The sequence below is a fragment of the Solwaraspora sp. WMMA2059 genome, from assembly GCF_027497315.1.
Lineage (GTDB): Bacteria > Actinomycetota > Actinomycetes > Mycobacteriales > Micromonosporaceae > Micromonospora_E.
Map to the genome: position 1 here is coordinate 1,844,147 of NZ_CP114908.1, position 23,383 is coordinate 1,867,529.

Genomic DNA, 23,383 nt, shown 5'->3' on the forward strand with positions numbered 1-23,383 from the left:
GCGAGTATTCGCAGATGTCGGAGACGAGGTGGGGCCGCCCCAGAATTGATCTTCTAATTCGGCGTCCCTTCGCGAAGAATACTCATTATCCGCCGACGGGGACCTGATGCCACAGGTGCATGCTGATGCATCTCTGGCATCAAGCTCGACAGGTACCCCGACCGAGTGAGGTGATGCCCGCGGCCAGGGCGCCGGGAGTGGCCTGCGCCGCCGGCAAGGTACGACCGCAGCAGTGCGGCGCTCGCCCGGGCGTCCGCCAGCGCGCAGTGCGCGTCGGTGAGCGGTACGCCGATTCGTTCGCAGCAGTCGGCCAGCCTGCGACGGTGCAAGTCGGGAAGGTGGTCCCAGTTTGCCTCCATTGTGCACATATGTGGGCAGGTAGGCATCGTCCGACCTGCCCTTTCGTCCGCCGCCGGTGGCTGGCGGCTGTTCGCGATCCGCAGTGACCGCGGGGCGGCGTCAGCGCTGGTTTGTCAGCGCGGCGGGGGACAGGTGCCGGGCGTACGCCTCGGTGGTGAAGAACGCCGGCAGGTCCTCGCCGAGCGCCGTCTCCTCGACGATCCGGGCCGCCGCCTCGGCGCGGTCGCGGTCCGGACCGTCCCGCCCGTCGACCAGCGCAACCAGCTCCCCGGCCAGGACCGACCGGACTAGGTCCTCGGTGACGCATCCACCGTCGGCCAACGGGGTGCCGTGGTGCAGCCACTGCCAGACCTGACAGCGGGCGATCTCGGCGGTCGCCGCGTCCTCCATCAGGTTCCACAGGGCCACCGCGCCGGCACCGCCCAGCCAGGCATCGACGTACCGCAGCGCCACCGCGACGTTGGCGCGGACCCCGGCCGCCGTCACCTGGCCGGGCGTCTTGTCCACGGCCAGCAGGTCGGTCGCGGTCACCGCCACCTCCTCGCGCAACCGGTCGACCTGGTGCGGACGGTCGCCGAGCACCGCGTCGAAGACCTCCCGGCAGGTCGGCACCAGGCCCGGGTGGGCCACCCAGGAGCCGTCGAAGCCGTCGCCGGCCTCGCGTTGCTTGTCCGCCCGCACCTTGCCCAGCGCGGCCTCGTTGACCTGCGGGTCCCGGCTGGGGATGAAGGCGGCCATCCCGCCGACGGCATGCGCGCCGCGTCGGTGACAGGTCCGCACCAGCAGTTCGGTGTACGCCCGCATGAACGGCACCGTCATGGTCACCTCGGCGCGGTCCGGCAGCACGAAGTCCGGCCACTGCCCGAAGTTCTTGATGATGCTGAAGATGTAGTCCCACCGGCCGGCGTTCAACCCGGCCGAGTGCTCCCGCAGCTCGTACAGGATCTCCTCCATCTCGAACGCGGCGGTGATCGTCTCGATCAGCGTGGTCGCCCGGATGGTGCCCTGCGGCAGGCCGAGCCGGCGCTGGGCGAGGACGAACACGTCGTTCCACAGCCGCGCCTCGCGGTGGCTCTCCAACTTCGGCAGGTAGAAGTACGGCCCGGCGCCGGCGTCGAGCTGCCGGTGGGCGCAGTGGAAGAAGTACAGCCCGAAGTCGACCAGGCTTGCCGAGATCGGCCGCCCGTCCACCACGATGCCCTTCTCCACCAGGTGCCAGCCGCGTGGACGGACCACGATCGTGGCCGGCTCCTCGCCGAGGGCGTACCGCTTGCCGCGCTCGTCGGTGAAGTCGATCCGCCGGTCGAGGGCGTCCATCAGGTTCAGCTGCCCACCGATCACGTTGCGCCAGGTCGGGCTGGTGGCGTCCTCGAAGTCGGCCAGCCACACCTTCGCGCCCGAGTTCAGCGCGTTGACGGTCATCTTCCGGTCGGTCGGTCCGGTGATCTCCACCCGCCGGTCGACCAGCCCGGGTGCGGGCGGGGCGACCCGCCAGGTCGGGTCGGTGCGGATGTGTTCGGTCTCCGGCAGGAAGTCGGGCAGCTGGCCGGAGGCGTACCGGGCCCGCCGGGCGCGGCGGGTGTCCAGCAGCGCCACCCGCCGGGCGGCGAACTCGCCGTCCAGGGCGATCAGGAACTCCAGCGCCTCGGCGGAGAGCACCTCGTCGAACCGGTCGGCCATCGGACCGAGAATCTCGTACCTCACGCGAACTGCTCCTCCTCGGTCGAGCCGCGCAGCGCGGTGGTCTCGCCGGCCGGGTTGAGCACCGTCGAGATCAGGTCGAAGTAGCCGGTACCCACTTCCCGCTGGTGTTTCACCGCCGTGTAGCCGGCCGGTTCGGCGGCGAACTCGCGCTCCTGCAGCGACACGTACGCGCTCATCCCGTCACTGGCGTAGCCGCGCGCCAGGTCGAACATCGAGTAGTTCAGCGCGTGGAAGCCGGCCAGGGTGATGAACTGGAACTTGTACCCCATGTGGCCCAGCTCCCGCTGGAACTTGCCGATGGTCGCGTCGTCGAGGTGCTTGCGCCAGTTGAACGACGGCGAGCAGTTGTACGCCAGCAGCTGGTCCGGGTACTCGCGCTTGATCGCCTCGGCGTACCGGCGGGCGACCTCCAGGTCCGGGGTGCTGGTCTCCATCCACAGCAGGTCGGCGTGCGGCGCGTAGGCCAGGCCTCGGGCGATGCACGGTTCGATACCGTTGCGCACCCGGTAGAAGCCTTCGGCGGTGCGCTCGCCGGTGACGAACGGCCGGTCCCGCTCGTCGATATCGGTGGTGAGCAGGGTGGCGGCCTGCGCGTCGGTGCGGGCGATGACCACGCTCGGCACGCCGGCCACGTCGGCGGCCAGCCGGGCGGCTTCGAGGGTACGGATGTGCGCGCCGGTCGGGATCAGCACCTTGCCGCCCAGGTGGCCGCACTTCTTCTCGGCGGCCAGCTGGTCCTCCCAGTGCACCCCGGCCGCGCCGGCCGCGATCATCGCGGTCATCAGCTCGTACGCGTTGAGCACGCCGCCGAAGCCGGCCTCGGCGTCGGCGACGATCGGGGCCAGCCAGTCGGTCGCCGGGCCGTCCCCGCCGCCCGGCCCGGCACTGTCGGGTCCGGCGCCGTCCGCACCGCTCTCGGCGGTGCTGATCTGCGCTGCCCGTAGCAGCGCGTTGTTGATCCGGCGGACCACCGCCGGCACCGAGTTCGCCGGGTAGAGGCTCTGGTCGGGGTAGGTGTGCCCGGCAAGGTTGGCGTCGGCGGCCACCTGCCAGCCGGACAGGTAGATCGCCTTCAGCCCGGCCCGGACCATCTGCACCGCCTGGTTGCCGGTGAGCGCGCCGAGGGCGTGGACGTGGTCCTCGCTGTGCAGCAGCTGCCACAGCCGCCGGGCGCCGTGCCGGGCCAGGGTGTGCTCCTCGGTGATGGCGCCGCGCAGCCGCACCACGTCGGCGGGGCGGTAGCTGCGCCGCACCCCGTGCCAGCGCGGGTCGGTGTCCCATTCGTGTCGCAACTGATCCACTGCGCTCTGCACGGTCTCCACTGCGGTGTGCATCGTCGTCTCCTTCGGGTGGCGTGCGACCAACGGTCACACGACGCCGGCGACTGGTCGAGAGACGGAAGTAGCCAATTACTGAAAAGTCGTCGGCCCATTTTGCCAACTTGCAAAAGCATCTCTTCGCAGCCCTGCTAATGCTGGCCGGGCGCGTGTTAACGTTGGCGGATCGCAGCCGGGACGAGCGTGGAGGTGAGGGCGATCGCCAAGACCTTCGCCGGTGCCAGACTGCGCCGGATGCGTGAGGACCGGGGAATCAGTCAGACCGAGTTGGCCCGGCAGCTCAACATTTCAGCGAGCTATCTCAACCAGATCGAGCACGATTCCCGGCCGTTGACCGTCGCGGTGCTGATGCGGATCACCGAGGTCTTCGGCGTCGACCCGACCAGCTTCGCCCCGCACGACACCCCGCGACTCGTCGCCGGGCTGCGCGAGGCGCTCGGCTCCCGCACTGGCATCGGCGACCTGACCGAGTTCGCCTCCCGGCTGCCCGAGGTGGCCGAGGCGGTGCTCGACCTGCACCGTCGTTACCAGCAGGCCGACGAGCAGCTCTCCGAGCTCGTCGGTGACCGGGAGCGGGTTGGCCACAGCCCGCACGACCAGGTCACCGAGTTTTTCTACCGGCGGCAGAACTACGTCCCGGCGGTCGACGAGGCCGCCGAGCGGCTGTCCGATCAGATCGGCATCCGCCGGGGCGAGGCGCGGGCGGCGCTGCGGGACCGGCTGGCGCAGCGACACGGCGTACGGATCTCCCGCGACGACGCCGACTCCCTCGGCGGCGAGCTGCACCGCTACCGGCCGCAGACCCGCACCCTGCACCTGTCCACCTCGCTGCGACCCGGACAGGAGGCGATCCGGATGGCCGCGCAGATCGCCCTGCTGGAGTACGCCGACGTGATCGACGAGATCATCGAGGAGGAGAGGTTCGATGACGTCCAGACCCAGATCCTCACCCGGGTCGGCCTGGCGAACTACTTCGCCGCCGCGCTGATCCTGCCGTACGAGCGGTTCCTCACCGCCGCCGAGACCCGTCGCTACGACATCGACCTGCTCGCCGAGCACTTCGCGATGGGCTGGGAAACGGTCTGCCACCGGCTGAGCACCCTGCAACGGCCCCGCTCGCGCGGGGTACCGTTCTCGTTCGTCCGGGTCGACCGGGCCGGCAACATGTCCAAGCGCCAGTCGGCGACCGGGTTCCCGTTCTCCCGTACCGGCGGCACCTGCCCACTGTGGAACGTCTACGAGGCGTTCGGCTCGCCGGGCCGGGTGGTCACCCAGGTCGCCGCGATGCCGGACGGCCAGCGCTACCTGTGGATCGCCCGGACCGTCATCCGCCACCACGGCGGCTACGGTCAACCCGGCAAGGTGTACGCGATCGGACTCGGCTGCGAGACCCGTCATGCCGGTCGGCTGGTCTACTCGGCCGGGATGGACCTGCACGCCGCCGACGCCGCCACCCCGATCGGCCCCGGCTGCAAGACCTGCGAACGGATGACCTGCCCGCAGCGGGCCGCCCCGCCGATCAGCCGGCGGCTCGACGTCGACGAGAACCGCAGCACCTTCATTCCGTACCCGCTGCGGGACTGACCCGTACCGCCGGGGGACCGGACGGCGTGACCGCGCCGTCCGGTCCCGCAGCGGACACGGCGCAGATTCAGGAGACCCCGATCCGCTGCCACTGCTGGTTGCCGCCGGTGCCGCAGGTGTACTGGATCACCCGGGCGCTGTCGGCGGTGGAGTACCCGGCGACGTCGAGACACTTGCCGCTGTGCCGGGCCACGATCCGCTGGTAGCCGGAGCCCGCGTCGACCAGTTGCCACTGCTGGTCGGTGCGGCCCGGCTGGCAGGCGTACTGGGCGACGGCGGCGTGGTCGGCGGTGGAGCCGTTCGACACCGTCAGGCAGCGGTCGCTGTGTCGGGCCACCAGCTGGTGGTAGCCGGTACCCAGGTCACGTAGTAGCCAGTGCTGGTTGCCGCCGTTGTGGCAGCCGTACTGGGCGACGCCGGCGCCGTCCGTAGTGGACTCGTTGAGCACGTCGAGGCACTTGCCGCTGTGCCGGGCCCGCAGCGTCTCGTAGGCGTACCCGCCGCCGACGCCGGTGACCTGCCCGGTCGCGGTGTCGATACTGATCTGTGGATGCCAGGCCATGCTCAGCGACGTGTTCGACGGGAAGGTCAGCGGTAGCCAGACGTAGCGGGACTCGTTGACCCGGCCGCCCCAGGCGCTGGCCCAGCGGTCACCGAGGTACAGGTACGAGGTGGTGGCGGTGCCCTGCACCGGCAGGACGTAGGCCGGCTGCGAGCCGTAGGTGATGCTGTCACCGAACGTGGTCGGGGCGGTCCAGGTGCCGGTGATGCTGTAGGCGGTGGCGTACCGGGCCTGGTTGGGCTGCCAGCCGGTGGCGCCGGAGGTGACCAGGAAGTAGACGCCGTTACGTTTGAACATGGCCGGCGCCTCCCGGTAGTTGCCCGGCCACAGGGTCTGCACCAGGGCGGCGACGCCGGTGTAGTCGGGGGTCAGCCGGTAGATGTTCAGGTCCGCGTTGACCCGGGTCGAGGAGATCAGGTACGCGGTGCCGTCGTCGTCGCGGAACACGGTCATGTCCCGCGAGTCGTACCCGAGCGGCCGGAAACTGCCCAGGTACGTGTAGTCGCCGTCGACGGTGTCGGAGGTGGCCACCGCCACCCGGGCCTGGCCGTAGTCGACGCCGTTCTCCCAGTGCATCCAGAGCACGTACTTGCCGGTGGCCGGGTTGTAGAGGATCTTGGGGCGCTCGATGTTGGCGACGGCGAGCTCCGGGCTGCTGGACTGTCGCAGCACGTGGTTGCGCAACTCCCAGGTGCGCAGGTCGGTTGACCGGTAGACGGAGACGTACCGGAAGGTGTGGTCGTCGTGGCGGTTCTCACCGAACCAGTAGTAGTACCCGCCCACCTTGATCATGCCGCCGCCGTGGGCGTGGACGCCGGCGCCGGTGGTGTCGGTGAACTGGGTGGCATTGGTGACGGTGACCGGTGCGGCGGCGGCCGGTGCGGCGGCGAGCGCGAGCGCGGCGACCAGCATGAGCGGGACGGACAGGGCGGCGCAGGCGGTGCGGACCAGGCGCCGCCGCCAACGGCGGGGGTGTTCCCCGGGGCGGGGTGCGGCAGGCATCGGCTGCCTCCTTCGGGGTGGCCGGATGTGGCGTCGCGGACGTACGGCACCACGTGTGTCGATCCAGACTAGGCGTAAAAGCGATATGAATCGATGGCATGGCTCGCCGGTCACCTGTGGATCGTCGTACCGTCGTACCGAGCACTGAGCACCGACACACTGGATACTCGACACTCTGTTGTCGACCCCGACCCCGACCCCGACCCCGACCCCGACCCCGACAGGAGCACCCGGTGTCCGACGTCCCGAAGACCGCGACCACGGCCGAGCCACTGCACCCGCTGCTCGCCGACCGGTGGAGCCCGCGCGCCTTCGATCCCGAGCACCGGCTCACCGACCGGCAGCTGACCGCGCTGCTGGAAGCCGCCCGCTGGGCGCCCAGCTGCGGAAACAGCCAACCCTGGCGGTTCGGCGTGGTCCGCCGTGGCGATGCCGGCCACGCCAGCCTGCTCGACGCGCTCGACCCGGGAAACCGGGTCTGGGCGCATGCCGCCGCCGCGTTGATCGTGGTGGCCGCGCAGACCGTCGCCGACAGCGGCGCGACCCGCCCGTGGGCCGCCTACGACACCGGGCAGGCGGTCGCGCACCTGTCGATCCAGGCCCAGCACGAAGGGCTCGCCGTGCACCAGCTCGGCGGCTTCGACGCCGAACGGGTCGCGGCGCTGCTGCCCACGGCGGCGCTCAACCCGCTGGTCGTCGTCGCCGTCGGCCGCCGGGCGGCCACCATCGAGCTCGACGAGCCGCTCGCCACGAGGGAGCGCGCCGCCCGGCACCGGCTGCCCGTCGCCGACCTGCTGCTGTCGGTACGCCCGGCGTCGGTGCCCGACCCGGCGTAGCCGTCACCCCGGTTGACCTGGGTGGCTAGCATTTCGCGGGACCGGTGCGCCGAGCTGGCCGAGCCGGGCGCCGACTGAGATCTGCGGAAGGGGAACCGTGTCACGGGTCCAACAAGGTATACGCAACGCCGCCTACGCGATAGCTGAAGGTAACGATCCTCGCCAGATGGCCATGGCCGAGCTGCGCCGCCGTGGCGGTGCCGTGACCGGTGGGGCCGGTGGGGCTGGCGGCGGTCAGCCGGTCGAGGACGGGATGGACCCGGTCGACTTCCCGGCGGCCCGCGACCTCGGGGGCAGCATCGACACCGTCATGGAGCAGCGCCGGGTGCCGCTGGACGACGCGGGTGAGGTGCTCAACCGCAGTGAGCAGCGGCGCGGCGAGGGCGGGGCGGCGCACGTCATCTGCCCGATGGTGATTCCGCGCGGTCGTTCGCTGCTCACCATGCTGCCGGTGTCGCTGCTGCTGGTGCTCGGCGTACTCGGCTCCGCGGTGGTCGCGGTCGCCGGCGGCAACCTGTTACTCAACCCGCTGTTCGGTATCCACTACTGGGTGCTGTCGCTGTTCGCCGTCGGCTTCGTCTGGTGGCGCCAGGGCATGGTGATGGTGCCGGACGGCTGCGCCGCGCTGATCACCCGGTTCGGCAAGCTGGAGCAGGTCGTCGGCCCCGGCCGGGTGATCCTGCTGAACCCGTGGAAGCGGGTGTCGTACATCGTCAACACCACCCGCGAATACCCGTTCAACGCGCCGGTGCGCGAGGCCCCGACCAAGGGCGGCGTGAAGGCGTCCATCGACCTGTTCATCCAGTTCCGGATCAGTGACCCGGTGGAGTTCGTCTACACCCTCGGTGCGGTCCGCGGCTTCGAGGAGAAGCTCAGCAACGCGGTCAGCGAAACCATCCGCAGCCTGATCTACGAACAGCAGGCCGCCGACATCTACAACATGGTCGGCGAGGACACCGGCCGCCTGCTGGAGCAACTCAACCAGCAGTTCCTCCCGGCGGTCGAGCTGACCAACGCCAACATCACCCACGCCGAGCCGTCCGACCGGGAGTACCGGATGGACCTCGCCGCGCCCGAGATGGTGCGGGTCGCCAAGGACGCCTACACCCACCAGTACGCGTTGCAGCTGCGCAAGGAGCAGGACGAGGGCGACCTGACCAAGGAGCTGGCCACCCTGCACGAAACCCTGTCCGGCATCCAGGCCGAGATCGCCCAGTACCAGGCGCAGATGGACACCGCGGTCGAGCGGGAGACCAACCGCGCCGAGGCGCTCGCCCGCCAGCGGTACGTGCTGGCCGAGTCCGAGGCACGGGCCAACGCCGCCCTGCTGGAGGCGCAGGCCCTGGACATCCGGGCGGTCACCGCCGCCGAAGCACCGGAGATCCTCGACTACCGCTACCAGCGGGAGGTGCTCGACACCCTGGAGGAGGTCGCCGACCACCTGCCCCGGCTGGTGCGCATCGGCGGCTCCACCGACCCGGACGGCGCGGTGGGCGTGGACCTGCTGAAACTGGCCCGCGAACTGGTCGGCGAACGAGGTGCCGAACTGTTCAGCGAGACCGACATGGCCACGATGCGCACCCGGCTGACCGAGGTCGCCGCCCGGATCGCCGAACGCGAGCCGGAGATCGCCGCACTGCGCGAGGCCGACCAACCGACCGTTCCGGGCACCGACGCCGGCGTTTCCCTGGCCCCCGGTGCGCCGGAGCCGACCGACGACGAGACGGAGGCACAGCGGTGATGAGCAAACTCAGCGGCGGCAGGTCGGTCATCTCCGAGGCGGTGGCACCGTGGAGCGAGCTCGCCCAGCTGCTGCGCGGCGGTGACGCGGGCAGCCTCGTACCGGTGGTGATCCCCAAGCACCGGCGCCGGCTCGGCTGGATGGTGCCGCTCTGGCTCGGTCTGCTCGCCCTGCTGTCCGGCGTGATGTTCACCCTGAACGGGGCCGACGGGCTGGTCGGCGCCGCGTACGGCGCCCTCGCCACAGCCAGCTATCTCGCTGGCGTGGCGCTGCTGCTGCTCGGCGCGCTCTGGTGGTGGCGGTCGTCCATCGTGGAGATTGAACAGGGCACTCATGGGGTGCTGACCCGCTACGGTGCGGTCGTGCGCACCCTGGAACCGGGCCGGCACTACCTGTGGCATCCCTGGTCTCGGGTCGACTTCGTCGTCGACGTGGCCACCGAGATTCCGTACTCGGCGCCGGTGATGGCCTGCCCGACCCGGGAGAACGTGCCGCTGCGCTCGATCGAGTTCTTCATGAAGCTGCGGATCACCGACGCGGTGCTGTTCGTCCGGGCCATCGGCGCCGGCAACTTCGACCTGGTGCTGTCCAGCGCCGTGCAGGACGCCATCCGGCAGCGGGCCCGCCAGGTGCAGACCGAACGGGCGTACGACCTGCGTGGCTCCGACGTCGCCGACATGCAGGAGCTGCTCAACCGGCAGCTGTCCCGCTACGGCGTGCGGATCACCGGCTGCAACATCCCCGACGTGCAGCTGCCCACCCAGTACCAGCAGCACCTGGCCACCCGGGAGCGGGTCGCCAAGGAGCACGCCGCGTACGAGCAGGAGTGGGGGCTGACCCGCAAGCGGCGCATCGACAGCCTGCAGATGGACATCGAGCGGGCCAAGAAGGTGCGTGACGCCCGGTTCGTCGAGGTCAAGGCGGCCCTGAACAAGGCCCGTGAGCAGGTCGCGCAGCTGTTGGAGGAGCAGGAGACCAACGCGCAGCGGGTCCGGTTCGAGATCGAGACCCGGGGCCGCAGTGGGCTGATCGCCGCCGAGAACGAGGCCAAGGCGCAACGCCGGCTGGCCCAGGCGTACCGGGACAACCGGGCGGTCCTGCAGTACGAGCTGGCGCTGCGCCGGCTGGAGGTGGGCGCTGCGCTCGCCGGCAAGGCCCCGCAGCCGGTGGTGGTACGCACCGACGGTACCGGCGGCGGGGACGTCTCGGCACTGTCCACCCTGCTCACCGCGCAGTTGCTGCCGCGTACCGTTGCGTTGCCGGCCCGCGGCGCCGCCGCGAGCGCAGACGACGCCGACTGACAGACCCGATCGACTCGCGATCGGCGTGACCGGGCGGTCGGACCGGAAACGGTCCGCCCGCCCGGTGGCTCGGGATCAGGCGAGGGCGGCGCTGATGTTCTCCGCGTTGGTGCGGAACACCGTCAGCAGGTCCAGGTCGTCACCGGGGTAATTGATGATGTCGACCCTGGCGGCCCCTTCGACGTCTGGGTTGGCTCCGGGCAGGTGCGCGTTGGCCAGCACCACGGTCGGCTCTGCCGCAGTCAGTTCGGCCAGTTGGCTCGCGGTGACCGGCTGCGGGCCGTAGGTACCGGCGACCTGCAGACCGGCGAACTCCGCCCAGTACGCGATGAACAGCTGGGCCACCGCCGTTCCCGGCTCCGGCGCGGCCGTCTTGACCTGCTCGGACAGCTCCGCGTAGGTGCTGTCGAACTCGGCGAGCCAGGCGGTGGCCGCGTCGGCGGTGCCGAACAGCGCACCGAGCCGGTTCACTTCGGCGGTGATCGCAGCGGGAGTGTTCTCCAACTGTACGGCGATCAGCTCCGCGTCGCCGCCGGCAGCTTCGGTCAGCCGGTCGGCGAATCCGTCGAACTCGGCATACAGCACGTAGTCGGCGTCGGCGACGGCGGCCAGGTCACTGGGCTTCGGGTCGTAGTCCGGCGGATGCTGCACGTTGGCCGGGGCGATCACCGTGATGTCGGCGACCCCGGCGGCCCTGGCCAGCGCGCCGACCCAGGTGGTGGAGGCGACGATCGCCGGCCCGCCGGCCGGGGGGCCGTCGGCGTCCGGCGCGGTCTGGCCGGCGTCAGTGCTGCCACACCCGGTCGCCGACAGGGCGAGTGTGGTCGTCGCGGTCAACGCGACGACGGTTCGTGACCAGCGCATGCAGTGCTCCTTCAGGGATGAGATAGGTGAGCAGGGTCAGGGTGCCGGCCACCAGGACCAGGACGGGGCCGGGTGGCTGGTCGAGCAGCAGCGCGGCGGTGAAGCCGACCGCGTTGCCGAGTACGCCGAAGGCGACCGCCCAGGCGGCCATCGAGGTCAGCGACCGACCGAGGTTGCGGGCGGCCAGGGCCGGCAGGATGGTCAGCGCGTCGACTAGCAGCGCGCCGGTGAGCCGGATGGAGGCTCCGATCGCGACCGCCACGACGATGAGCAGCGCGAGCATCAGGCCGCCGGCGGCCACACCGGAGCACAGCGCCAGTTCGCGGTCGAACAGCAGCAGTGCCAGCTGCCGCCGGTATCGCCAGAACAACAGGTGCACGGCGACGGCGAGGACCGTCAGCACGACCAGGTCGACGTCGCGGGTGGCCAGGATCGACCCCCACAGAAGCTCGAACGCACCGGTGGCGTTCACCCCGGACACCGACAGCACCAGCAGCGCGGTGGCGATCGCGAAGGTCATCAGCAGGCCCATCGCGCCGGGCAGCCCGGCCGGCCGGCGGGCCAGCGGGGCGACTCCGGCACCGGCCAACCCGCAGGCCACCAGCCCGCACAGCATCGGGTCGAGCCCGACGAGCAGACCGACGGCGATGCCGAGCAACGCCACGTGCATGATCGCGAACCGGACGGCGATGATGTCCAGACCGACGATGAACACCCCGACGATCGGCAACCCGACGGCGGCGACGGCCAACCCGATCGCCGACCGCTGGACCGCCGGCAGGGCCAGCAGCTCGAGGAAGTGCTCCACCTGGTCAGACCACCCGTAACGTGCCGGCGGCCATCTCGGCGACCCGGTCGCAGGCACGGGACATCGCCCGGTCATGTGAGACGACGATGACGGTGACCGGCAGCCCGGCCAGCAGCCCGGCGACCTGTTCCTGACCGCCGAAGTCGAGCGCGGCGGTCGGTTCGTCGGCGAGCAGCGCACGGGCCCCAGCGGCGACCGCGCCGAAGGCCCGGGCCAGGAACACCCGCTGCAGTTGCCCGCCGGAGAGCGTGTGCAGTGGCCGGTCGTCGAGACCGCCGACACCGAGGGCGTCGGCCGCGTCGGCGGCGGCTGCCGGTGCGCCGCCGCTGGCCAGCAGTTCCTGGACCAGCAGCGGGAAATGCCCCGGGGTGAGCCGCTGCGGCACCCAGGCCACCTCGCGGCGTCGTCGTGCCCAGCCGTCGCGGCCGGCCGCGACCACGCCGTCGACCGAGACGGCACCGGCGGCCAGCGGGTGCAGCCCGAGGACGGTGCGCAGCAGCGTCGTCTTGCCGGAGCCGTTCGCTCCGGTCAACGCCACGTGCTCGCCGGCGTCGACGGCGAGGTCCACCGAGTGGACCACCGTGCGTCGGCCGTACCGGCAGGTCACGCCGCTGAAGGTGACGGGAGCACCGCCGGCCGGTCGCGCCACTGCCGAGGCGGCGGTGGCTGATGGTCGGGTCATCGGGGCGATCCGGCGGTGAGCTGCTCCCGCAGCCACCGCTTGTCCACCTTGCCGGCCGGCGACAGGGGCAACGCGTCGAAGATCCGCAGGTGCTCCGGCAACTTGGCACGTTCCAGGCCGTGCGTCTCGGTCAGGTAGCTGGTGAGTTCGTCGAGGGTTGGTGCGGACGCCCCGTCGCGCAGTGCCAGGCAGGCTGCCATCCGTTCACCCATCAACCGGTCCGGTACTCCCACACAGGCGACCTGACGCACCGCCGGGTGCTGTGCCAGGAGCAGCTCCACCTCGACCGGTGAGAGGTTGCGCCCACCCCGGATGACGATCTCGTTGCGCCGGCCGACCACATGGAGGAAGCCGTCCGGGTCGATCCGACCGAGATCACCGGTGCGCACCCAGCCGCCGTCGGTGCGGTACCGGGCGTCGAACTCGGCGTCGACGTAGCAGTGCGGGCTCATCGGCCCGAGCCCCCAGATCTCGCCGACGGCGCCCGTTGTGACGTCGCGGCCGTCCTCGCCGACGATCCGGACCGCCGCGACCGCCGGGTTGGGCCGGCCGACCGCGTCGTGCACCGCGGCCGGTGAAGCGGCCGGGTCGGTGGTGCAGTTGACCCCGTCCGCCGAGCCGTAGCAGTTGACGTAGGCGCAGCCGAACCGGTCCCGGCAGGCGGCCACCGTCGCCGGGTCGACCCGGGAACCGCCAGCCACTACGGCCCGCAGCGTCGAGGTGTCCACGTCGGCTACGGCGGGATGGTCCAGCATCATGGTGAACATCGTCGGCACCCCGAACACCAGGTGCGGGCCGTGCCGGTCGATCAGGTCGAGCGCCCCGGCGGCGTCGAACCGGGACTGCACCAGCAGGGTCCCGCCGAACCGTGCCACGGTCACCGCCGACCCGGACGACCCGAACGACGACGCCAGCGGCACCAGGAACAGGTTACGCATCGGACCGGGCCCGGTGTGCAGCGCGCCGATGAACGTGCCCCGGCCGCCGGCAAGGGCCTCGTGTGAATAGACGATCATCTTTGGGGCGGCCTCGGAGCCGGAGGAGACCAGGATCCGAGCGGGGGCGTCCGGCGCCACCGGCGGCCGGTGCGACAACGCGGTGCCGTCGACGGCCAGGCTTTCCAGACTGTCCGGGCCACCGGTCCCGGCCACCAGCACGATGCGCAGGTCCGGCAGGTCATCGCGCAGCCCGGCGAGCACATCGGCGTACCCGACGTCGCCGAACTTGTGGGCCACCACGACGGCGGCGGCGCGGGACCGGCGCAGCAGGGTCAGGGTGTCCCGGCGGCCCCGACCGATCGGGTACGGCAGCACGACCGCCCCGATCGCGGCTGCGGCGAGGTCCACTGCCACCGCCCGCCAGCTGTTGGGCAACTGGACGGCGATCACCTCGCCCGGCCGGACGCCGGCGGTGTGCAGCGCGCCGGCCAGTCGGTTCACCCGGTCGGCGAGCTCCGCGTACGAGTGGGTGCCGTCGTCGTCGATCACCGCTGCCCGATCCGGCGCGGCGGCGACCTGTCGGGTGAACAAGGTGTACAGGTCGGCGTCGGGGTAGTAGCCGGCATGGCGCCACCAGCGGCGCAGCTCGGCGGGGACCAGGTCGGTGGCGGTCAGCACGGTCACCGGAAGAACCTCCAGGGGGGTGTGACGAAGGCGCAGCCGTCGATGTCGAGCAGCGCTGCCAAGGTGGGGTCGGCGGCGAGCAGGCCGGGCTCCGGGCAGACCGGCACCGCGGCGACGCCGCCGGCCCGCAGCTGCCCGACGGCGTCGGCGACCGGTAGCTCGGCCAACCGGTCGAGCGCACCGGCCAGGCCGGCCCCGCCGGTGATCCGGGCCAGCGACGTGGCCGTGGTGCCCTCGGGTACGGCGAGGTGCCCCCCGGCCGCCGGCAGCGGGCCGTCGAGCGGACCCCCGCGCGGGTGGGCCGGCTGCTCACCGCGCAGTACCGGTCCCTGCAGCACACCGGCGGCCGACAGCAGACTGCTGTCCACCCGTTGGCCCCGGCCGTCGCGGTGCCCGGCGACGAGTCCGGCGAGGACACCCTGGGCGGCGACCAGCCCACCGAGCACGTCCAGCATGGTCATCAGCGAACCTGCCGGAGGCTCACCGGCCGGCCGCAGCTGGGCGCCGAGCCCGGCGTACGCCTGCACCATGAAGTCGGTGCCCGGGGGCGGATCCGATCCGCGCGCGTCACCCCAGCCGGAGGCGTACGTGTACACCAGCCGTGGGTTGGCCGCCCACAGGTCACCGGCGTCCAGCCCCAGCCGCGCGGCCTTGCCCGGTGCCCAGTTGTGCAGGAACGCGTCGGCGGACGTGGCCAGCTCCCGGACCGTGGCCCGGCCGTCCGGGCTGCGCAGGTCGGCCTCGACGATCCGCTTGCCCCGGTTGAGCGCCAGAAACCGGGCCGAGCAGTCACCCACCATCGGCGGCATCCCCCGTAGCGGATCGCCGCCGGCCGGTTCGATCCGGATCACCTCGGCACCGAGCAGCCGCAGCACCTGCCCGGCGAGTGGCCCCTGGATCCGTCGACCTGCCTCGACCACGCGCAGGCCGGTCAACGGTCCGCCCCCGGTGCCCCCGGCGGCACCGCCTGAGTCGACGCCGACGGCTCGGCGCTGCGGTCCAGCCGCGATCGTCCAGGGTGGTGTGTCGGCTCCCGGCAGGTAGTTGTCGCGGCTCCGGTCGGCATGGCCCCGTACCGGCTGGACCGCTACCCCGGCGGCTCCGGCCAACTCCTGCAACCGGGCCAACGGCACGGCGGCGACGGCGGCGTGCAGCTGCGCCGGCAGCGGAGCGGTCGCAGTCGCGTAGCGCAGCACGAAGGCCCGCCACGCGCGGGCCGCGACGGACGGCTCGACACCGAGACCGGTCCACAACTGATGCCACGGTGCCGGATCGAGGGTCTCCAACTCCACCCACACCCCGTCGGCGCAGACGAACGGGGGCGGCGAGCCAGCCGCGGTCGGTGCCTCGACGTACTCCGGATCGTCGGCACTGCCGGCGGCAAGGTACTGCGACACGGTCAGCAGCGCCGCCCCGGCCACCGGCACCCGCACGCTCTCAGGCGCCGGGCCACCGCGCAACCCGGCCAGTAGCGCGGCCAGCACCCCCTGCCCGGCGACCACCGCGGCGGCGGTGCCGACGTAGTCCAGGCTGATCCGTGCCGGCCCGCCCCGGGCCCGGCCGTGCACCGCCATCAGACCGTACCGGGCCTGAGCCGTCACCTCGTCCAACTCGGCCGGCCGCCCGGCGCCACCGGCCGGGTCCGCTGGCTCCGTCCAGTCCAGCTCGATCGGCAGCTGCGCCTCGTCCGGCCCAATCAGCCGCAGCGGCCCGGCGTCGCTGACCCGGTCGGCACCGAGTTCGACGAGGTGACGGGCGAGTACCCGGTGCGCGGCGGTGCCCCCAGCGCCGGCCAGCCGGTGACCGGCCAGCGGACCGGCCGGAACTGGAACGCCCTGCGGTCCGACTACGGTACGGGTGCCTTCGGCATCAACTGTCACGTCTGCTGTAGTCGCATGGGTCGTCTGTCCAGTTCCCGGGCGCTGCGATTTCCAGCTGTCCGATCACGATGGTGCGTTTGGGAGGTTCGCCGTGCATGTCCTTCAGCCTCAGGTGGCGGAGTTCGTCCGCAGCCAGGTGATTCCCGCCGAGGCCGCGCTCGCGGCCGGCGGTGAGCAGGGCCGGGCAGCGCTGGGCGCGCTGCAGCAGCGGGCCCGTGCCGCCGCGCTGTGGGCGATCCCGTTGCCGGTGGCACTCGGCGGGCAGGGGCTGGGACTGACCGACTACGCGGGGATCGCCGAGGCCGAGGGGTACAGCGACTACGGCCCGGTGGCGCTCGGCTCCGATTCGCTTCTCGACGCCACGATGCTGGACACCTACGCGACGGCGGCGGTGCGTGACCGGTACCTGGGCCCGATGGTCGCCGGCAGATGCCCACCCAGCTTCGCGATGACCGAGCCGCAGGTGCCCGGGACCGACCCCGCGGCCCTGCGGACCAGTGCTGTCCGCGACGGCGACGACTGGGTGATCACCGGCCGGAAGTGGTTCACCAGTCGGGCCGCGGACGCCGGCTTCACCACCGTCGTTTGCCGAACCGGACCGGGGTCGGCCGACGACGACCCGACCGGTCGGAGCTCCCTCAGCCTGCTTCTGGTGCCGACCACCGCACCCGGCTACCGGATCGTCCGTCAGCTGCCGGTGCTCGGCGCCGGTGGGCAGTACGAGATCGCCTTGGACGGGGTCCGGGTGCCTGGCGACCACCTGATCGGCGCCGCCGGGGCCGGCCTGCGGATCGTCGCCGGCCGGCTGTCGCTCGGACGTACCCTGCGGTGCCTGCGGTGGCTCGGCCAGACCGCGCGAGCCTTCGACCTGATGTGCCGACGGCTGACCGGGCGCCAGGTCGGTACGGCGGTACTCGCGGACAAGCAGCTGCTGCACGGCTACGTCTTCGACAGCCACGCGGAGCTGGCCGCCGCCCGAGCTCTCACCCGGGCCGCCGTCGCGGCTCTCGCCGCCGGGGGCGACGCGCGGACCGCCACCGGCACCGCGAAGGTCGTCGCCGCCCGGGCGTTCCATGCCGTCGTCGACCGCGCCGTGCAGGTGTACGGGGCCGAGGGGCTCACCGACGACACCCCGCTGGCCATGCTGTTGCGCGCCGCCCGGGCGGCGCGGATCCTCGACGGCCCGGACGAGTTGCACGTCACCACCGTCGCCACCCGGCTGCTCGCCGACTACCAGGCGACCAACGGTGGCGTGGCGGACTGCGCGGCCAGCGCCGCGGCCAGGAAGTAACTGCCCCAGACGACCTCGTGCCGGGGCGCGACGGCCCTGTCCAGGTCGTAGCATCCGTCGCGTAACGTGCCGTCGGCGGCCAGGTGACCGGTGACGAGGGCAGCGGTCGTCGCGGTGGCGGCCGACCGGTAGCGGGCCGCCCACGGCGCGGGCCGTCCGCCGAGTGTCCACAGCGCGGCGGCGGCGATCGCCGCCGCCGAGGTGTCCGGCGGCGCACCGGCGCGACCGACCACCGCCGGCGGCACCCGGGACGCCGATCCGTTCTGCCCGGTGACCGCCAACCAGTGGTCGGCGGTGCGCCTCGCCACCTCGGTGAAGTCGCCGCCGAACCGGTCGGCGGCCACCGCGAAACCGAGCATCCCCCAGGCCTGCCCACGCGTCCACATCTCGCCGTCGGTCGACGGTGCACCCACGGCCGGTAGTTCGCGTTCGGCCAGCACCTGACCGTCGGCGGCCACCAGCAGGGTGGCGCAGCTCGCGGCGTGGCGTCGGGCCAGCTGCCGGGCTCCGCTCAGCGGCCCGTCGGCCCAGCACAGCAACGCCACCACGGCGGCCAGTGCGTCGATGCCGATCCGGGGCGTCGGTGGTCCACCGAACGCCGACCCGACCGGGAACACACCGGGACCGGCGTCGAACGACCCGGCGAGCGCACGAGCACCGGTCAGGGCGACCCGGGTCGCCGTCGTGTCCCGGCAGATCCGTCCGCCGACCGCGGCCGCCCCGTACCAGAACGTCATGGCCCGGGTCACGGTGTCGTCGCCGGCCCGTGCGGCGAGGCGTCCGGTCATCTCGGTCGCGGCGGCCCGGCAGGACGGGTCGCCGCGGACCGCGGTCCCCAACCAGTGGAGCCCGGCCCAGAAGCCGCCGGTCCAGGACCCGCGTCGGGTGCTCGTCCAGTCGCCGCTGGCCGGGTCGGCGTAGAGCGGGAACCGCTCGCCGACCACGGCACGGACGTGCGGCAGCCGGTCCAGCATCGCGTTCAGCGCGGTCCGGGGCTGCGGTGTGCCGACCCCGACCGGCGGCCGGGGTCCCGGCGGCGCGGTCACGCCGGCACCGGTTCGGCGGCGGTGCGGCTCCTCAGGCGCAGCCCGGCGAGCGCGGCGACGGCGAACACTACGGCGACCGCACCCCAGGCGAGCGGGTAGCCGCCATTGTCGGCGAGCAGACCGAAGCCGGTCGGCCCCACCACGAAGCCGCTGAAGAAGCCGGTCGAGACCAGCGCCGAGGCATGACCGGCCGGAGCCTTGCGGCGCACCACGGCGAGCATCGACACCGCGTTCGCGCCGGTGGCCGTCATCCCCACCCCGATCGCACCCAGCCACACCAGCGGCGTCCACTGCCCGGCCAGCAGCACCAGCGCGGCCGAGACCGCCGCCGCGGCCGACAGCAGTGGCAGTGCCGAAGTCACCACCGGAAGCCGGTCCGCCCAACGGGTCCACCACAGCCGTCCGAACACGCCGGCGGCGCCGAACACCGCCAACAGCGCGCCGGCCGACCAGCCGGCCAGTTGCAACTGCTGTACGCCGTACAGCGGCAGGTAGGTGTTGACCGCGGACAGGCCGGTGCCCAGCAGCAGCGAGTAGCCCATCAGACCGGCGACCTCCGCCGGTGGTCGTGACCACTGCCACCACGGTCCGGCCGGTGTGTCCCGTCGGGGTGGCCGGGGCACCTGCCACCACACCACCGCGAACAGCCCCACCGCGAGCAGGCCGGCCAGTCCCAGCGCCGTACGCCAGCCCGAGGCGGCCGCGACCGATGGCAGCGCCAGCCCGCAGATCACCGCGGCGAGCTGCACACCGGACTGTTTCACCCCGACAGCGGTGCCCCGCCGGGGTGCGGGTACCACTGTGGCCACCAGCACGTTGGTCGCGGGGTTCGCCAGCGCCATCCCCAGCCCGGCGACGGCGACCACCGCGACCAGCACCGGGTAGCTGCCGGTGACCGAGCCCGCCAGGAGCGCGGCCGCGACGACCGTCGCCAACCACAGCAGCCCCCGCCGGGGCCCGACCGCGTCGACCAGCCGTCCGGCCGACAACGACACCACCGCCGCCACCGCGAACGCGACCGTCACCGGGACGCCTACCGCCGCTCGTGACACGCCCAGGTCCTCGGCCAGATACGGGCCGAGCGCACTGACCGCGTACAGCGGTAGCATCGACACCGCCATCGCCCATGTGGTTACCATCGTCGATGTCCGCCACCGCGTGGCCATCCGACGCCTCCCTTCATCGCCGCAACATCAGTCGGCCCGGCGAACCGTCGGGTTCCCGTTATCGTCGCCGGTCGTCGATCGATGATCGACCGACACACCGCGCAGGGCAGACGACAACTGGCGCGTCCCGGCGAGCTGGCTCGCCGAGACGCGATAAAGCCGCCGAGAACGAGGCCAAGGCGCAACGCCGGCTGGCCCAGGCGTACCGGGACAACCGGGCGGTCCTGCAGTACGAGCTGGCGCTGCGCCGGCTGGAGGTGGGCGCTGCGCTCGCCGGCAAGGCCCCGCAGCCGGTGGTGGTACGCACCGACGGTACCGGCGGCGGGGACGTCTCGGCACTGTCCACCCTGCTCACCGCGCAGTTGCTGCCGCGTACCGTTGCGTTGCCGGCCCGCGGCGCCGCCGCGAGCGCAGACGACGCCGACTGATCGACCGACCGAGGTCCGACCCCGGTCCGGGTACGGTGCATCCACCGCACACCGGACCGGGGAGGACGACATGACAATGGACGGATGGGTCGACGGTGGGTTCACCAACCCGGTGCTGCCCGGCTTCCACCCGGACCCGAGCGTCTGCCGGGTCGGCGACGACTACTACCTGGCCTGCTCCAGCTTCGAGTACTTTCCCGGCGTACCGATCCTCCACAGCCGCGACCTGGTCAACTGGACCCAGATCGGCAACGTGCTGGACCGCCCCGAGCAGCTGGCCATCCCCGCGTCGGCACCGTCGTCCGGCGGGATCTACGCACCCACCCTGCGCCACCATGACGGCCGGTTCTGGCTGATCACCACCAACGTGGCGGACGGCGGCGGCAACCTGCTGGTCTCCGCCGCCGACCCGGCCGGTCCGTGGTCGGACCCGGTGCCGCTGCCCGGCGTGGCCGGCATCGACCCCGACCTGGCCTGGGACGACGACGGCAACTGCTGGTGCACGACCGCTGGCGTCGGGCAGGTCCGCATCGACCCGCGGACCGGTGCCGCGCTCGGACCGACCCGCCGGCTGTGGTCCGGCACCCCGGGAGCCCAGGCACCGGAAGCCCCGCACCTGTACCGGATCGGTGCCTACTGGTACCTGCTGATCGCCGAGGGTGGTACCGAACGCGGCCACGGTATCTCCGTCGCCCGGGGCCCGGCACCGGACGGCCCGTTCGAGCCGTGCCCGGCGAACCCGATCCTCACCCACCGCGGCACCGACCTGCCGATCCAGAACACCGGTCACGGCGACCTCATCCAGGCACCGGACGGCTCCTGGTGGCTGGTCCTGCTCGGCGCCCGACCGCGCGGCGGCACCCCCGGCTGGCACGTGCTCGGCCGGGAGACGTTCCTCGCCCCGGTCGACTGGGTCGACGACTGGCCGGTCGTCGGCGCGCTCACCGAGCGGATGACCGCCCCGCGCTGGCCGGCGGAGCCGGTGACACCGCCGCCGACCCGCGACGACTTCGACGGCGACCGGCTGCACCCACGGTGGCTGTCGGTGCGGTCCCGGCCCGCCGACGCCTGGTCGACGAGCCGGCCGCCCGGCTGGCTGACCCTGCACGCGCGCGGCGCGTCGCTCGACGCCCCGGACGTCACCTTCGTCGGCCGCCGTCAGCAGCACCTGTCCTGCCGGGTCCGGACCCTGATCGACCCGGGTGCCGGCCGGGGCGGCCTGGCGGTGCGGATGGACGAGAACCACCACTACGCGGTCGAGGCCGGCGGCGGCGGGGTGCACGTCGCGGCCCGGATCGGCCCGCTGCGGCCGGTGCTGGACGCCCGACCGGTGCCGCCCGGGCCGGTGGTGCTGCGGGTCGACGCCGTCCCGTCGCCGACCTGGCATCCTCGGCAGGGGCCGGACGTGCTGCGGCTCGGCCTCGAAACCGCCGACGGTGAGTTCACCGTCCTGGCCGAGCTCGACGGCCGTTACCTGTCGACCGAGGTCGCCGGAGGCTTCACCGGCCGGGTGATCGGCATGTACGCCGCCACCGGCACGGTCCGCTTCGACTGGTTCGACTACCTCCCGGACCACGGCTGCCAGGTGTGACGGCTACCGCCATCGTCGCTGGTCACAGCCGGGGTGGCAGGTGTGACCGGCGTCCTTGGTGCCGATGATCACCGGTGGTTAGCGTGACCGGATGGTCTCACCCGGCACGGCCCGCGCCGACAGCCCGGCCGGTGTCCCACGGCCGCAGATCCCGCTGCTGCTCGGCGCGGTCTTCCTGGTCTTCCTCGGTCAGATGTCGATGAACCCGATCATCGCTCCGCTGGCCCGGGAGATCGGCCTCGCCGAGTGGCAGGTCGGGGTGACGATCAGCATCTCCGCGTTGACGGTCGTGGCCACCAGCCAACTGTGGGGGCGCCGGTCCCAGTCATGGGGCCGCAAGCCGGTGCTGGTCGCGGCGTTCACCCTGGCCACCCTGACGATGGCGTTGTTCGCGCTGCTCGCCGACCTCGGCATGCGGGGCGTCGTGACCGGCAGCACGTTGTTCCTGCTCTTCGTGGCGTTCCGGGGCGTCGGGTTCGGAGCCGCGCTCGCCGCCGTGCCGCCGACCGCGCAGGCGTACATCGCCGACGTCACCGACGACCAGTCCGCCCGGGTCAGGGGGATGGCCGGGATCGGGGCGGTGCAGGGCGTGGCGATGGTCGTCGGCGCGCTGGTGGGTGGGCTGCTCGCCGGGTTCGGGCTGATGGCTCCGCTGGTGGTGGTGCCGGTGCTGCTGGCCGCCGGGCTGGTCGTCGTCGCGGTGCGGCTACGCCGGGAGCACCGTACCGAGCTGATCGAGGAGCCGGTACGGGTCAGCGCGTGGGACGCCCGGGTGTGGCCGTACCTGCTCGCCGGGTTCGGCATGTTCACCGCGCTCGGCTTCATCCAGGTGGTCAGCGGATTCCTCGTCCAGGACCGGTTCGGACTGGATGCGGAGGCGACCGGGTTGATCGCCGGTACGGCGCTGCTCGCCGCCGGTGTCGGGATGGCGTTCGCGCAGACCGTCGTGGTGCCGCGTAGCGGCTGGCGGCCGGCAAGGCTGCTGCGGGTCGGCGGTGCTGTCGGGCTGGTCGGGTTCGCTCTGCTGGTGCCCGACACGCACATCGCGTTCCTGGTGGTCGCGATGGCCATGATCGGACTGGGTCTCGGTATCGCGATGCCCGGCTACGTCGCCGGTCCGACGCTGGCGGTTCGCCGCGAGGAACAGGGCGGGCTGGCCGGCCTGATCGGTGCCACCAACGGGCTCACCTTCGTGCTCGCACCGACCGCCAGTACGGCGTTGTACGCGGTCTGGGCGCCGCTGCCGGTACTGATCGGTGCTGTCGTGATGGCATGCGTCACGGCCTTCGTCCTGATCCATCCCGCGTTCCGCTGACGCGTCGCGGGCCTCGATGATGCCCAAGGGATCAGCGCGGTCATCGTTGCGCGGCCCTATCCCCGGCGTCGACGAGCAGGGTCCCCCAGGTCGACCCGGCCGGGCAGCAGACTCCCGGTTGTTGACGTGATGACATCTATCAATATGATGTGTGGAAAGCGCTTTCACGCACCTCACCGCAGGCCACCGAGGTTTAGGAGGTGACTCGGCCGACCGGCCGGCACCGGCTGGTCGGCGGATGCCAACTGCTGTCTCATCGTCGA

At 72.3% G+C, this 23,383-nt stretch carries 18 protein-coding genes; 8 read left to right on the plus strand and 10 right to left on the minus strand.

Annotation, left to right across the window (positions count from 1 at the left end; translation table 11 throughout):
- Positions 1–459 precede the first annotated feature (459 nt).
- Together aceB and aceA are read right to left on the minus strand one after the other, a co-directional pair.
- Entirely contained in the window at positions 460–2,064 is a 1,605-nt protein-coding gene (gene aceB, locus O7553_RS08445; protein WP_281554255.1) for a malate synthase A, read from the minus strand.
- Complete coding sequence (gene aceA, locus O7553_RS08450) at positions 2,061–3,398, minus strand: isocitrate lyase (protein ID WP_281554256.1); 1,338 nt, start codon at positions 3,396–3,398, stop codon at positions 2,061–2,063. The genes aceB and aceA overlap by 4 nt, the downstream gene beginning before the upstream one ends.
- 192 nt (positions 3,399–3,590) lie before the next feature.
- Between aceA and O7553_RS08455 the strand changes: the two genes are divergently transcribed.
- Positions 3,591–4,985: a short-chain fatty acyl-CoA regulator family protein gene (locus tag O7553_RS08455; protein WP_281554257.1), complete on the plus strand. Its 1,395-nt coding sequence runs from the start codon at positions 3,591–3,593 to the stop codon at positions 4,983–4,985.
- A gap of 67 nt (positions 4,986–5,052) precedes the next feature.
- On the opposite strand, the gene O7553_RS08460 is transcribed toward O7553_RS08455, so the two are convergent.
- A complete protein-coding gene (locus tag O7553_RS08460) occupies positions 5,053–6,549 on the minus strand; it encodes an RICIN domain-containing protein (protein WP_281554258.1) in 1,497 nt (498 codons plus the stop codon).
- Positions 6,550–6,782: 233 nt separating this feature from the next.
- Between O7553_RS08460 and O7553_RS08465 the strand changes: the two genes are divergently transcribed.
- From O7553_RS08465 to O7553_RS08475, 3 genes are all read left to right on the plus strand, one after another.
- A complete protein-coding gene (locus tag O7553_RS08465; RefSeq protein WP_281554259.1) occupies positions 6,783–7,385 on the plus strand; it encodes a nitroreductase family protein in 603 nt (200 codons plus the stop codon).
- 166 nt (positions 7,386–7,551) lie between these two features.
- Complete coding sequence (locus tag O7553_RS08470; RefSeq protein WP_281554260.1) at positions 7,552–9,126, plus strand: SPFH domain-containing protein; 1,575 nt, start codon at positions 7,552–7,554, stop codon at positions 9,124–9,126.
- A complete protein-coding gene (locus O7553_RS08475) occupies positions 9,126–10,427 on the plus strand; it encodes an SPFH domain-containing protein (protein WP_281554261.1) in 1,302 nt (433 codons plus the stop codon). Before O7553_RS08470 ends, O7553_RS08475 begins: the two co-directional genes overlap by 1 nt.
- A gap of 75 nt (positions 10,428–10,502) precedes the next feature.
- Here the strand turns inward: O7553_RS08475 and O7553_RS08480 are convergent, their stop codons facing one another.
- From O7553_RS08480 to O7553_RS08500, 5 genes are read right to left on the minus strand one after another with little or no spacing between them, the layout of a single operon-like run.
- Complete coding sequence (locus tag O7553_RS08480) at positions 10,503–11,291, minus strand: zinc ABC transporter substrate-binding protein (protein WP_281554262.1); 789 nt, start codon at positions 11,289–11,291, stop codon at positions 10,503–10,505.
- Positions 11,212–12,099, minus strand: a complete 888-nt coding sequence (locus tag O7553_RS08485; protein WP_281554263.1) for a metal ABC transporter permease — start codon at positions 12,097–12,099, stop codon at positions 11,212–11,214. The genes O7553_RS08480 and O7553_RS08485 overlap by 80 nt, the downstream gene beginning before the upstream one ends.
- 4 nt (positions 12,100–12,103) lie before the next feature.
- Positions 12,104–12,781 carry an ATP-binding cassette domain-containing protein gene (locus O7553_RS08490; RefSeq protein WP_281554264.1) on the minus strand — a complete coding sequence of 226 codons (678 nt, stop codon included), beginning with the start codon at positions 12,779–12,781 and terminating at the stop codon, positions 12,104–12,106.
- Positions 12,778–14,403: a class I adenylate-forming enzyme family protein gene (locus tag O7553_RS08495; RefSeq protein WP_281554265.1), complete on the minus strand. Its 1,626-nt coding sequence runs from the start codon at positions 14,401–14,403 to the stop codon at positions 12,778–12,780. Before O7553_RS08495 ends, O7553_RS08490 begins: the two co-directional genes overlap by 4 nt.
- Positions 14,400–16,283, minus strand: a complete 1,884-nt coding sequence (locus O7553_RS08500; RefSeq protein WP_281554266.1) for a CoA transferase — start codon at positions 16,281–16,283, stop codon at positions 14,400–14,402. The genes O7553_RS08495 and O7553_RS08500 overlap by 4 nt, the downstream gene beginning before the upstream one ends.
- Before the next feature lie 91 nt (positions 16,284–16,374).
- On the opposite strand from O7553_RS08500, the gene O7553_RS08505 reads away from it, so the two are divergent.
- Entirely contained in the window at positions 16,375–17,574 is a 1,200-nt protein-coding gene (locus O7553_RS08505; protein WP_281554267.1) for an acyl-CoA dehydrogenase family protein, read from the plus strand.
- Here the strand turns inward: O7553_RS08505 and O7553_RS08510 are convergent.
- Both O7553_RS08510 and O7553_RS08515 read right to left on the minus strand, forming a co-directional pair.
- A complete protein-coding gene (locus O7553_RS08510; protein WP_281554268.1) occupies positions 17,514–18,620 on the minus strand; it encodes a hypothetical protein in 1,107 nt (368 codons plus the stop codon). The genes O7553_RS08505 and O7553_RS08510 overlap by 61 nt on opposite strands.
- Positions 18,617–19,741 (minus strand): MFS transporter, encoded by a 1,125-nt coding sequence (locus O7553_RS08515; RefSeq protein ID WP_281554269.1) that lies wholly within the window; start codon positions 19,739–19,741, stop codon positions 18,617–18,619. The genes O7553_RS08510 and O7553_RS08515 overlap by 4 nt, the downstream gene beginning before the upstream one ends.
- Before the next feature lie 23 nt (positions 19,742–19,764).
- Between O7553_RS08515 and O7553_RS08520 the strand changes: the two genes are divergently transcribed.
- The 3 genes from O7553_RS08520 (at position 19,765) to O7553_RS08530 (ending at position 23,120) form a co-directional block, all read left to right on the plus strand.
- Complete coding sequence (locus O7553_RS08520; RefSeq protein ID WP_281554270.1) at positions 19,765–20,214, plus strand: hypothetical protein; 450 nt, start codon at positions 19,765–19,767, stop codon at positions 20,212–20,214.
- Positions 20,215–20,284: 70 nt separating this feature from the next.
- Positions 20,285–21,805 carry a glycoside hydrolase family 43 protein gene (locus tag O7553_RS08525; RefSeq protein ID WP_281554271.1) on the plus strand — a complete coding sequence of 507 codons (1,521 nt, stop codon included), beginning with the start codon at positions 20,285–20,287 and terminating at the stop codon, positions 21,803–21,805.
- Between the two features lie 91 nt (positions 21,806–21,896).
- A complete protein-coding gene (locus O7553_RS08530; protein WP_281554272.1) occupies positions 21,897–23,120 on the plus strand; it encodes an MFS transporter in 1,224 nt (407 codons plus the stop codon).
- Positions 23,121–23,383: the final 263 nt, after the last annotated feature.